The organism is Psychrobium sp. MM17-31, from assembly GCF_022347785.1.
In the GTDB taxonomy this organism is placed as follows: domain Bacteria; phylum Pseudomonadota; class Gammaproteobacteria; order Enterobacterales; family Psychrobiaceae; genus Psychrobium.
Map to the genome: position 1 here is coordinate 25,682 of NZ_JAKRGA010000001.1, position 12,789 is coordinate 38,470.

Genomic DNA, 12,789 nt, shown 5'->3' on the forward strand with positions numbered 1-12,789 from the left:
CTTATCGAGTTTAGATACGTTCGATGTCTTTAGTGCCGAACAGACCGTAAGGTTTGAACCACAAGATAATTAACAAGACATAGAATGGTGCGATGTCATATAGGTTGCCCCAATGTAGGTATTGGCCATCGAAGAATTCGGCAACGTTTTCAAGCACACCGATAATTAAACCGCCGACAATTGCACCGACAATTGAATCTAAACCACCTAAAATTACCGCTGGGAATACCTTGATACCGATGACTGAGAGCGAATCAGAGACACCATTTACCATTCCGATAACGATACCCGCGGTCGCAGATACTGTTGCAGCAATTGCCCAGCTCATGGCAAATACATGCTTTACAGAGATGCCTAAGGATTGTGCAACTTGCTGGTCGAATGCTGTTGCACGCATCGCTAAGCCCTGCTTTGAGTATTTAAAGAACCAATAGAACATTCCCATGATCACAATGGCGATACAGGTACTCATTAAGTAAGCCGCTTCAATGTTTAATCCAAAGATCTCAAATGATTGAGTATCGAATACTTGCGGATAACTCTCTGCCGATACACCGAAGATCCACTTCATTAGTGCTTGGAAGAACATCGATAAACCGATGGTGATCATAATCACCGAGATAATTGGCTCACCAATCATCGGGCGCAACACCACCATTTGCAGCAAGATACCGAATCCCGCCATAAAGACGAGGGTCAACAGGAATCCGAAGATAAACGGAACTTGGAAATAGACCAGAAAGGCCCAACACACCCAAGCGCCGATCAATAAGAACTCACCTTGGGCAAAGTTTACGATTTGGGTAGATTTGTAAACCAATACAAAACACATCCCCACTACGCCATATAGCAAACCAACAATGAGTCCGTTTACTACTAGCTGCATTAATAATTCAGTATTCATGATGCTTGCTTCCTATCCATTTCGATCACATTGTTTGATTCAATAAGCGTCGCCACTTTCAAACAAGTCTGAATGCGCGTCTTACTGCCATCTTGGAAGGTAATCTCTGTATCGATATCAACCGAATCATCACCTGAGTAAATAGATTCGATAATATCGCCGTACTTGTCGTTAATAACACCGCGACGTACTTTACGGGTACGCGTTAGCTCGCCATCATCGGCATCCAGCTCTTTGTAAAGCAGTATGAATTTTTGAATCTTCTGCGCGTCCGGTAGGGTTTTGTTTACCCCTTCAATCTCCGCTTGGATTTTAGCGTAAACCTCTGGCAGTGATGAGAGATTGGTATAGTTGGTAAAGGCTAAACCTTGCTGCTCTGCCCATTTTGATAAGATACCAAAACGGATACAGACAATAGCGGCAAGGTGGTCACGCTCATTACCCAAGATAACGGCCTCAGCAATAAACGATGAGAACTTAAGTTTGTTTTCGATGTATTGCGGCGAGTAACTCACGCCATGAGCGGTTTTCGCCATATCTTTAATACGGTCGATAACAACCAAGTGACCGTTATCCTTCTTAAAGTAACCAGCATCACCGGTGTGCATCCAACCATCAACCACATCTTCGTTATAAGCTTTCTCGTTATTGAGGTAACCTGTAAACATACCCACGGTTTTGGAAATGATTTCGCCAACGCCTTCAGAATCTGGATTAATGACCTTAACTTCAGCGTTATCGAACGCAAAGCCCACACTGTCGTAATCAATATCGTTGTCATGGTGCACTGTGTAAGCACCACACATTTCTGTTTGACCGTAAAGCTGACGCAGCGGCACGCCGATAGCGTGGAAAAACCTAAAGGAGTCAGGTCCCATTGCCGCGCCACCAGTGGCTGCTGAATCGAGGAAACTAAAGCCTAAACGATCACGCAGTGCTTTTAACAGGATCCATTCAGCCAGTTTAGAATGACGACCTTCATCCAGCGCCTTGTAGGCTCTATCCATCGCAAACTTAAACAACTTTTGCTTAAGCGGCGTCGAGTCCATCATGCGGGTTTGCACATCAGCAATAATGTTTTCCCACACACGAGGTGCAAGTAGTACGAAGTTAGGGCCGATTTCACGTAGATCCGCCATCATGGTCTCTTGCTCTTCCACAAAATTGACAATTTGACGGCTAATTAGCGCCATACCAACGGCGTACACTTGCTCCATGATCCAAGGTAATGGCAATACTGACACATAATTGTCACCTGCTTTTCTCGGATCTGCGCGTAAATACGCCTGACAGTGCTCCACAAATCGGCCACCAGGCAATAGCGCAATCTTCGGTTTCGAAGTCGTCCCCGAGGTTGTACAGTAAATAGCCGTATCATCAGGGTTAGTTGCATCCACCAACGCATCATAGGCACCAGCGTTTTTAGCCTCGATTTGGCGGCCTATTTCATACACTTTTTCGACGTCGATTAAGCGTGGATCATCATACTTACGCATGCCGCGTGGATCGCAATAAACAATGTATTTAACCGATGGTATTTCATCGCCAAGCTCTAGCAGCTTGTCACATTGTTCTTCATCTTCGGCAATAACCACTGTCGCTTGACCGTGATTTAGAAGATAAGCAACTTCTTCGTGCATTGAGTCTTGATAAACACCCAAGGAGAAACACTTCATGGCATGAGCCGCAACTTCACCCCATACCCATTCAGGACGGTTATCGCCAAGCAATGCCACCGCATCGCCAGGTGCAATCCCTAAATCAAGCAAGCCTAACGACAACCACTTCACGCGATCGTTGTAGTCTTGCCATGTAAATTCGTTCCAGATACCAAATTCTTTTTCGCGCATCGCAACATCATTAGGATATTGCTTAGCATTTTCTCTTAGTATCTTTGGAAATGTATCCAATGTTTTCATGTTCTAAGCTCCAACCGTCTCAGATTCGTCCACTTCTTCACCCAAATAAGCGCGTTTAACGTGTGGATCTGCCATCACCATTTCTGGATCGCCACTAATCAGTTTCTTACCGAAATCCAATACCATCACCTGATGTGAAATATCCATTACAACACCCATATCGTGCTCAATCATCACCACAGTGATACCGAACTCTTCATTGAGATCGAGAATATAGCGCGCCATGTCCTCTTTCTCTTCCAAGTTCATGCCCGCCATTGGTTCATCAAGCAGAATCATTTTTGGTTTTAATGCCATCGCCCTTGCTAACTCAACACGTTTGCGCAAACCGTACGAGAGCGTTCCAGCTGTCGATTTTCGAATATGCGAAATCTCAAGAAAATCGATGATCTCCTCGACATGACGACGATGCGCGAGCTCTTCTTTTTGCGCACCGGATAACCAATACAATGGACCAGTTACCCAATTATTTTTCAGCAGGTGATGTCGGCCAACCATGATGTTATCTAACACTGACATGTGTCCGAATAATGCGAGATTTTGAAAGGTTCGACCCATACCGAGATTGGCACGATCATTTGGTCTTAGATTAGTTACGTCTTTCCCGTCGAAATTTATCACCCCTTGTTGTGGTTGATATCGACCAGAAACACAGTTAAGCATGCTGGTTTTTCCTGCCCCATTTGGCCCTATAATAGAAAAGACGCTGCCTTTTTCTACTGAAAAACTAACATCAGTTAAGGCTTTCACACCTCCAAATGCTAAAGATATGTTATTAACATCTAATATAGATTCTGCCACTTACGCCTCCTCTTCCTAGACGGTTTGGTGCTCTTATCTAGTTATTGCACCGTTAACGTTTACGTAAACTAAATGTTAAATAAGTTACGTATTGGTAAAGCAATATCGATAATACGGAGTTGAATCTGACTGAAAATTAGACGTTAGTATATTTAAGCAACAATATTAGAGACACCGCTTTACCTTAAGGTAAAGCGGTGTGGTTGAAAGTAGAGTGGGATTACTGAAGTAGAATTAAAGATTAATAAAGAACAACATGCACAGCGGAGCCATAATACTGAGGATGAAACCACTGACAATAGCAATAGGCACTGCTGCACTGCCCCCTGTCTTTTGAATAATTGGCAGGGTAAAGTCCATTGAGGTAGCGCCGCCGATGCCAATAGCGCTATGACGTTTGGAAGCGATTAATAATGGGATTATAAATATTGCTACTAGCTCACGGCCAAGATCATTAATTAGTGCAACAGCCCCTAGCAGTGGCGAGATACCATCGCTAATCAGAATTCCTGATAAAGAGTACCATCCAAAGCCAGAACTTACCGCAAGACCATGATTTAGCGGCAGTTGCAACAGCTTAGCAACCACTAGGCCACCAATCCAAGAGGTCACCATCACGACTAATGCGATTTGCATCCCGCTTTTATTGAGTAGAATATCCCGCAGCGCAATGCCGCTGTTACGCAGCGAAATACCAATAAGGAGTAGCAACAACATTAATGCCCATTCACTGCTTTTATCAATCCACGTTTTATCAATAACCACAAAAAGTCCAATAACAAAACCCAATGCGACAACACCAAGTAGCGAAATCGACTCAATAATCATTGGCCACTTATCAATGACGACCTTTGTCACCTTGTTGATTTTTTGTCGATGCCAGCGATCTAACGCATATAACCCGATTAAGTTTACACCGAGAATAACGCCGATAAAGGTTACGGCTTGAATGACGACTTCTTTGGCATTGCTGGCGAAATTATCGATTAAGCTAAGACTGATGCCCATGAGAAACAAAATGAAATAGACCATATAGCCGCAGCTTTGATTAACACGATGGAGCAATTGTTCAGATTTAACGACAAATAAATAGCCAATAACCAGCGGTAACAATATAAATAGTAAATCGACGTACATGAATTTCTCAGGCGAAAAAAGAACGCATTATATACTGCTTCACTGCTGCGGGGAAAAGATCTGTAACGGCTACACATTATTAATGACAAGCGTATAATGACCTTCAATTTTTCAACCTAAGTCCCTAAGGATCATACATGCTCATCAGTGCTCATGACCAAGCCACCCTTCCCCTTCACATTCTAGAGAAAAGCCAATTTGAACAATGGTTGACTGAGCAATCATCGGCAACCAAGCAATGGCTAACTGCAACAGGATACAAACAACAAGGGCTCAGTTTGGTACCAGATGCTGATGGCAACATCACTTTTGCACTTTTTGTAGCGGATGATTTAAGCGATTACTTCGCGTGTGGCGACCTTGTAAAATCGCTACCTATCAATACTTATCAGTTAGTTAGCCAGCCACAATTCGAGCAAGCTATCGCTTTTGGTTGGTTAGCTGGTTGTTATGAATTTACTGACTACAAAAAGACATCAAACACTTTCCCAACGCTAGTTATCAACAATGACGAGCTAGTCGCACAGGTCAATTTAGATCATCAAGCGCAGTCGTTAGTGCGTGATATGGTAAACACACCAGCAGCCGATATGATGCCGCAGCATATTGCCCAAGTTGCTATAAACCTTACCGAGCAATATGGCGGTGGCGTAAAGCAAATTGTTGGCGACGAGTTACTTGAGCAAAACTATCCGACCATTCATGCGGTTGGCCGCGCAAGTGACAATACACCACAACTTATCGACTTAACTTGGGGTGATGAAAATGCACCAAAAGTTACGCTCGTTGGTAAAGGAGTTTGTTTCGACAGTGGCGGTTTAGATTTAAAACCAGCAGCAGGCATGCGCAACATGAAAAAAGACATGGGCGGTGCAGCACACGTGTTAGGTCTAGCGCAACTTATTATGGGTAACAACTTACCCGTTCGTCTGCGCGTGCTTATTCCAGCAGTAGAAAATGCTGTTTCAGCCAACGCCCTGCGTCCAGGCGATGTTGTGACAACGCGTTCAGGGATCACGGTAGAAATTGATAACACTGATGCAGAAGGCCGTTTAGTGTTGTGTGATGCGATTAGTGAAGCTATTACTGAGTCGCCAGAAATGCTGATTGATTTTGCCACGCTTACAGGAGCGATGCGCGTTGGACTAGGTACTGAATTGCCGGGCTTCTTTGCAACGAATCAAGATACCGCAAATTCACTACTGTCACACGGTTTAACCAACTCAGATCCTGTATGGCAAATGCCGCTGCATCAACCGTATAAAAGTTTATTGAAGAGTAACGTTGCCGACATTAGCAACTGTGCAACAGCGCCATTCGGCGGTGGTATTACGGCAGCGCTTTATTTACACGAATTTACCGACAATCACAGCGATTGGCTCCACTTTGATATTATGGCGTGGAACATCCGCCATTTATCAGGCCGTCCAGTCGGTGGTGAAGCCTTTGGTGTGCGTACTGTGTTTAAACATTTACAGCAGAAATATGCATAAAACTAAAGCTTAAACTCATGCCTAAAACTCATGTCTAAAAATAAGAAACGCCGCTAAATGCGGCGTTTTTTTACAAATTTATCACCTTCGCAAAACTCGTAAATTTCAGCATTTGCAAAAACTCAAGTTGATTTGGGTGTAGCAAGGACGCGTGTAAATCACCCCACCGTTTGTCCTTCTCAAACAATAAATGCGTGTTAATAACCCGTACTTTTTGCGATTGAATTGTCATTAACCCCACATAAGTTAGTGTCACACCATCATTGTGCGGTGTAATTGATACCGTGTTTTCTACCACCTTAATTACGCCGCGTTTGCGCACTTTATCAAGCACACAATTAGCGTGGTGTTGCGACGTATAATCTCCTTTACACATCGCATGACCAAGATTAAAGGACACTTGCATCTTGCCAATGCTTCCCTTGCGATAAAAACGCGTCTGACTTTCAACTTGCCTAGGATTAATTAGCGTTGGCGCGCGAAAACTCACCCCGCTATTAATTGACGATGCAACCCATTGATGAAGCGGTAATGTTGATTGGGCCTCAAGTCGCTCTTTAACTAATGCAACGGCTTTGTCACTATTGACTGAGAAAGGTTGCTCTTCCTCAGGGCCAGTTGCGCAGCCCAGCATGATCATTGCTGCAGCCAAAGTTAGCGCTGGCATAAAATAGCGCCTGATGTGATTATCCCTAACACTACTCATCGAAATTCCTATTTTGTTCTAGGTTTCAACCCTAGCTCTTTAAGGGTCTTGGCAATGTCTTGTGCCGCCGTTTTCGGGCTAATATCTTTATCAATTTTTGCAATTTTACCCGCCTTATCGATATAAAACGTCCAGCGTTTAGCAAAGCCCATAAAACTCAACACATCATAAGCCTTGGCAGCTTCTTTAGACGGATCACTAAGCATCGGAAAATCCGCTTTGGTCTTCTTCGCAAAATCGATGTTATCTTCCAGCGGGTCAACGCTCGCCATAAAATAGCTCACATCAAAATTGCGGATAAGATGACCATCCTTCACCAAGGATAAACACTCAATGGTGCAGCCGCGAGTATTCGCCATCGGATACCACGCAAGGACCACCGCTTGGCGTCCTATGTAATGAGCTAGCGTATAGGTTTTTCCATTGGTCGCTTTAAGTGAAAAATTAGGTGCATCATCACCAACTTTTAACTCAGCATTGGCGCTACATGCGCCAATGCTCAACACACTGCCTAACAACAACGATTTAACTAGTGCTTTCATGCTACTTATCCTTGTTTCTTGTATTCGGTAATTGCTTGGGATACCCGCTTCTCTGAGATTGGGTATTGGGTACCCAAAGTTTGCGCAAACAGCGACACTCGAAGTTCTTCTAACATCCAACGAATATGGATTAGCTCAGGCGGCATTGATGCGCGTTTTGGCAGTTTGTTCACTAACACTTGATAATCTTTAGTCACACGCTCAACGCTGAGCATCGCAAGTCTGTCTTTATTGACATCGATAACCAGTTTCTCTAAACGCTTTAAAATAGCTTGTAGGTAACGTTGCAGGTGCACCATACGTTCAAAGCCAAGCTCAGTGACAAAGCCTTTAAATATTAAACCTTCCAATTGCGATTTAATATCGCCGTGAGCCATGATCATATCAAGCCCCACCTTGCCCTTAAGCTTTTTATTCACCTGATTAAACAAGCTCAAGCACTGCTCTACCGACTGTGCAATACGCACCACGGTGTCAGCAAGATCACTGCGCACGCGATCTTTTAATAAAGTGAACTGCTGTTCATTATTTACACTAAGCTCACTATCTTCGATAATAACGTCCACCGCAGCGCTAATAATGTCATCTATTAGCACATTAAGCTGGCCAAAGCCGTGATAATACAAACCCAACTTGGCTTTATTTGGCAAGGTTCGCTGCATATGAGCGATTGGCGATGGTACGTTTATCAGCAACAATTTACGCAAACCAACGCGATTAACACGACTTGCCTGCTCTTCACTGTCAAAGAGTTTAATTTCTACATCGTCTTTATTGGCAACCAGTGCTGGATAAGCCTTAACTTCAAATTGACCGCGCTTCGAGGTGTAACTTGACGGCAACTCACCAAAATCCCACGCGGTAATATTTTTCTTCTCAATGCCATCGTCTGCCACTTTCACTAATGATTTAGCCACTTTATCACTGAGATCTTCTTGCAGTTTTGCTAAATCGCGCCCCTGACCAAGCAGCTTATTCTTGCTCCCTTTAAGTACCTGCTCCACTTTAAAGTTCATCAGTAGGTGCACTGGCAGCTGATTTAAATCCCAGGCCTCTTTATCGATGCGCACACCTGACATACGCAGCAGTTGTTTACTCATTGCCTCGATTAACGACGATTCCATCACTGGCATCGCCGCCATACAGGAATCAGCGTAGTTCGGCGCTGGCACAAAATTACGGCGGATAGCCTTTGGCAACGATTTAATTAGCGCAATCACCTTCTCGTGACGCAAGCCATTAACTTGCCAATCAAAATCCACCACTTGTACTTGATTAAGTAATTCAATCGGAATATGAATACTCACGCCATCGTCAATTTCACCGGGTTCAAAGTTGTAGCTCACTCTAAAGGTCAGGTTGCCTTGCTGCCATGTATCGGGAAAATCATGCTTAGACACACCGCCAGCGTCGCTGCGAATAAGCTGCTCTACGTCAAACTCCAGTGCTTTGGGTTGTTTCTTACCTTCCTTTCGCCACCAACTATTAAGCTGAACTTCGTTAACAATGTGCTTTGGTAATGCCTCTTCATAAAAGAGATAGAGATCGTTATCGTCCACCAAAATATCGCGGCGACGTGATTTATGCTCTAAGTCTTCAACCTGTGAAACCAGATTCAGATTATGGCGATAAAATGGAATATTTGAGTTAAGCTGCCCTTCCACCAAGCCTTGACGGATAAATAACTCTCGCGATTCAGCGGAATTTATCGGTGAATAGTCCACCTTGCGTTTGGCCACGATCACCACGCCAAAGAGACTTACTTGCTCGAACGCCACCACTTGGCCGCGCTTCTTCTCAAAATGCGCTTCGCTATAACTCTTTTTAACTAAATCGCCAGCTAGCGGCTCAATCCAAGCTGGCTCAATTTTCGCCGCAACGCGGCCAAATAAGCGAGAAGTTTCAACGAGCTCAGATACCATTACCCATTTAGGCGGCTTTTTCGATAGCGCCGAGCCTGGAAAGATATAGAATTTACTGTTGCGAGCGCCGCTAAACTCGTTATCTTGATCTTTAAAACCAATATGACTGAGCAAACCAGATAAAATCGATTGATGGATCGCATCGAAGCTACTCTCATTATCCAGTACTTCGATACCCTGCTCATTAAGAACTTGCATCAATTGCGATACCAAGTCTTGCCATTCTCGCACGCGGTTATAATTTAAAAACTGCTCGCGACAGAGCTTGCGAAAGCGCGAATTAGACAAGGCCGCTTGCTGCTCTTTCAAATACGTCCACAGATTTAAGAAACCGATAAAGTCCGACGCTTTGTCCAAATGCTTTTGGTGTGCACTATCAGACTTTTGCTGCTGCTCCAAAGGACGCTCACGAGGATCTTGAATACTCAGTCCCGCCGCAATAACTAACAGCTGCGATAAAGCGCCATTTTTTTGCGCTTCAATCACCATGCGCGCTAAACGAGGGTCGATTGGCAATTTACTGATTTGTTTACCGATAGCGGATAAGCTCAATTGCTCATGGCCGTATTGTTTTTTCTTGTCGTGCTCTTTTGACAGCGCGCCAATTTCTTCGAGTAAACGAATACCGTCGTTAATATTGCGACTATCAGGCGCCTGTAAAAACGGGAAGGCTTCAATGTGCCCTAACCCTAAACTCACCATCTGCAAAATAACTGACGCTAGATTGGTGCGCAGAATTTCTGGGTCGGTAAAGGGTGAACGGGCATCAAAATCCGATTCGCTATAAAGACGAATACAAATACCATCGGCAACACGACCACAACGACCTTTACGCTGATTAGCACTGGCCTGTGAAATCTTCTCAATCGGCAGACGCTGCACCTTGGTGCGATAACTATAACGACTAATGCGCGCCGTACCAGGATCGATCACATAGCGAATGCCCGGCACCGTTAACGAGGTTTCAGCAACGTTAGTAGCAAGAACAATGCGGCGTTTGTGACTGGATTTAAAAATCTTCGACTGTTCGCTATAACTTAAACGGGCATATAGCGGTAAGATATCGGTATTGGGTAATTTTTGCTTTGAGAGCGCATCGCTAGTATCGCGAATTTCTCGCTCGCCATTCATAAAAATCAAGATGTCGCCATCGCCTTCAGCCATCAGCTCATCGACGGCATCAAAAATTGATTGCAGCTGATCTTTATCTTCATCACCATCATCGATGTGATAACGCACCTCAACGGGATAGGTACGGCCACTGACTTCGATCACAGGCGCGTCATCAAAGTGCTTCGAAAAACGCTCGGTATCGATAGTTGCCGAAGTAATTACCACTTTTAAATCAGGACGTTTCGGTAAGATGCGTTTAAGGTAACCAAAAAGAAAATCGATGTTTAAACTGCGCTCATGCGCCTCATCGATAATAATCGTATCGTAGCGATTTAAAAAAGGATCATGAGCAATTTCGGCAAGTAGAATACCGTCCGTCATTAGCTTGATATAACTGTGATCATTAAGCTTATCCGCAAAGCGAACTCTAAAACCTACAGCATCACCTAGTTCACAATTCATTTCATCGGCAATACGCTCTGCCACGCTGCGCGCCGCTAAACGTCGTGGTTGAGTATGACCAATCATCCCTTTAAGGCCGCGCCCTACTTCTAAACAAATCTTCGGCAACTGGGTTGTTTTACCAGAACCGGTTTCACCCGCCACAATAACCACTTGATTATCGCGAATTGCATCTGCAATTTTCGATTGCAATTGGCTCACTGGCAGTTGCGCTGGATAGCTTACGTTAGGCACATTTGCCACACGCTGCTCATAGCGATTAAGCGCCTTTGAGCAATCGATGCTAATTTTCTCAAGCGTTTTCGTTAAACGCTTTTCATCTTTAATTTTTTTAAGAGATCGCAAGCGCGCCCGAAGCTTGATGCCATCGAGTAAGGTGGTATGAAAAGACTGCTGTTTGATGATGTCAATGATTTGCGAGTTGGATAGTTCGCTGGCGTCATTTGTCGCTGGAGTTTGCTCAGACAAGGTTCTACAAATTTGCTAAAAAATAAGGCCGATTCTAGCAAATATAGGCGCTTGGTAAAATAGCGCACCGCAGATTAACTTTTTAATTGAAGACTGTCTAAGACAATGATTTATTTGCTATCATGCACCACAAATTATCGAACTGAGAAGCTTATGTCAGATTTAAATCTACTCTCGTCGCAAAAGCTATTTGACGGCCAACACAATCAATATCAACATCAGTCAACTGCAACTAACTGCACCATGACCTTTTCGGTGTATTTACCGCCGCAAGCAACTGCCGAAACGCCAGTGCCAGTGCTGTATTTTCTATCTGGCTTAACCTGTACTGACGAAAATTTTTCCGTAAAATCAGGCGCGCAACAATGGGCAGCGAAGCATGGTATTGCACTCGTGATGCCAGATACCAGTCCGCGTGGCGAAGATGTGCCAGATGATTTAGAAGGCGATTATGCCTTTGGTCAAGGGGCTGGTTTTTATATCAATGCTACCCAAAAGCCGTGGAAAACTCACTTTAATATGTATGACTATGTAGTGAGTGAGCTGCCAAAACTCATTGAAGAAAATTTACCTGTTAACGATAAAAAATCAATTTTTGGTCATTCAATGGGTGGTCACGGCGCGCTAGTCATTGCCCTGCGCAATAGCAAGGCATATCATAGTGTGTCAGCATTTAGCCCGATTGTTAATCCAATAGAGACACCATGGGGTCAGAAAGCCTTCTACAATTATTTAGGCGATCATCTCAATTCTTGGTTGCCATATGACACATGCCACCTAATCAAACAAGGTAACAACCAATTACCTATGCTGATTGACCAAGGCAGTGCCGATGACTTCTTAGAAGAAGAGCTGCTGACGGACAATTTAGTCGATGCAATTAAAGAGGCCAAATATGAAGCGACTATCAATATGCGCGATGGCTACAACCACAGCTATTTCTTTATCGCGAGCTTTATTGAGTCGCACATTGCGTTTCATGCTAAGTATCTGAAATAACGCCAATCAGACAATAAAAAAGCACCGCTTAGGTGCTTTTTTATTGTATATAATTTGTTGCGCTAACGATTAAAATAACCTTCAGCACTTCGTTCGCAAGCTTCTCGCCAGCCTCCTAACCATTGTTCTTTTTGATCGATATTTTGGTAGGGACAGTTATCTCGACTTTGTTGATGAAGTCCTGCTTGATAGCCTTTAGAAAATGCGCGCTGCTTACGATCTCGCTTCTGTCTATTCATTAAAAATTTCCTCTTTATTCCAATAGTTTAACCTGTAGTAAACTAATTGAAGTGTTTAGATAATTACTAACTTCTTGACGTTTT

General features: G+C 43.8%; 10 protein-coding genes. 2 read left to right on the plus strand and 8 right to left on the minus strand.

Features of this window, described 5'->3' with window-relative positions; genetic code table 11:
- Window positions 1-10: 10 nt before the first annotated feature.
- The 4 genes from MHM98_RS00075 to MHM98_RS00090 form a co-directional block, all read right to left on the minus strand.
- Entirely contained in the window at window positions 11-904 is an 894-nt protein-coding gene (locus tag MHM98_RS00075) for a branched-chain amino acid ABC transporter permease (protein ID WP_239436957.1), read from the minus strand.
- On the minus strand, window positions 901-2,823 hold the full coding sequence (locus MHM98_RS00080; RefSeq protein WP_239436958.1) for a long-chain fatty acid--CoA ligase: 1,923 nt from the start codon (window positions 2,821-2,823) through the stop codon (window positions 901-903). The genes MHM98_RS00075 and MHM98_RS00080 overlap by 4 nt, the downstream gene beginning before the upstream one ends.
- A gap of 3 nt (window positions 2,824-2,826) precedes the next feature.
- On the minus strand, window positions 2,827-3,624 hold the full coding sequence (locus tag MHM98_RS00085; RefSeq protein WP_239436959.1) for an ABC transporter ATP-binding protein: 798 nt from the start codon (window positions 3,622-3,624) through the stop codon (window positions 2,827-2,829).
- 234 nt (window positions 3,625-3,858) lie between these two features.
- Window positions 3,859-4,761 carry a lysine exporter LysO family protein gene (locus MHM98_RS00090; protein WP_239436960.1) on the minus strand — a complete coding sequence of 301 codons (903 nt, stop codon included), beginning with the start codon at window positions 4,759-4,761 and terminating at the stop codon, window positions 3,859-3,861.
- A 137-nt stretch (window positions 4,762-4,898) separates the two neighbouring features.
- Between MHM98_RS00090 and MHM98_RS00095 the strand changes: the two genes are divergently transcribed.
- Window positions 4,899-6,254, plus strand: a complete 1,356-nt coding sequence (locus MHM98_RS00095; protein WP_239436961.1) for a leucyl aminopeptidase family protein — start codon at window positions 4,899-4,901, stop codon at window positions 6,252-6,254.
- Window positions 6,255-6,324: 70 nt separating this feature from the next.
- Here MHM98_RS00095 and MHM98_RS00100 read toward each other — a convergent pair whose 3' ends face one another.
- From MHM98_RS00100 to hrpA, 3 genes are read right to left on the minus strand one after another with little or no spacing between them, the layout of a single operon-like run.
- On the minus strand, window positions 6,325-6,960 hold the full coding sequence (locus tag MHM98_RS00100) for a hypothetical protein (RefSeq protein WP_239436962.1): 636 nt from the start codon (window positions 6,958-6,960) through the stop codon (window positions 6,325-6,327).
- Window positions 6,961-6,968: 8 nt separating this feature from the next.
- Window positions 6,969-7,502 carry a redoxin domain-containing protein gene (locus tag MHM98_RS00105; RefSeq protein WP_239436963.1) on the minus strand — a complete coding sequence of 178 codons (534 nt, stop codon included), beginning with the start codon at window positions 7,500-7,502 and terminating at the stop codon, window positions 6,969-6,971.
- 5 nt (window positions 7,503-7,507) lie between these two features.
- A complete protein-coding gene (gene hrpA, locus MHM98_RS00110; protein WP_239436964.1) occupies window positions 7,508-11,467 on the minus strand; it encodes an ATP-dependent RNA helicase HrpA in 3,960 nt (1,319 codons plus the stop codon).
- A gap of 153 nt (window positions 11,468-11,620) precedes the next feature.
- Between hrpA and fghA the strand changes: the two genes are divergently transcribed.
- Window positions 11,621-12,466 (plus strand): S-formylglutathione hydrolase, encoded by an 846-nt coding sequence (gene fghA, locus MHM98_RS00115; protein WP_239436965.1) that lies wholly within the window; start codon window positions 11,621-11,623, stop codon window positions 12,464-12,466.
- A 62-nt stretch (window positions 12,467-12,528) separates the two neighbouring features.
- Here fghA and rmf read toward each other — a convergent pair whose 3' ends face one another.
- The gene (rmf, locus tag MHM98_RS00120) at window positions 12,529-12,705 is read right to left on the minus strand and encodes a ribosome modulation factor (protein WP_239436966.1); all 177 of its coding nucleotides are present in this window, start codon (window positions 12,703-12,705) and stop codon (window positions 12,529-12,531) included.
- Window positions 12,706-12,789: the final 84 nt, after the last annotated feature.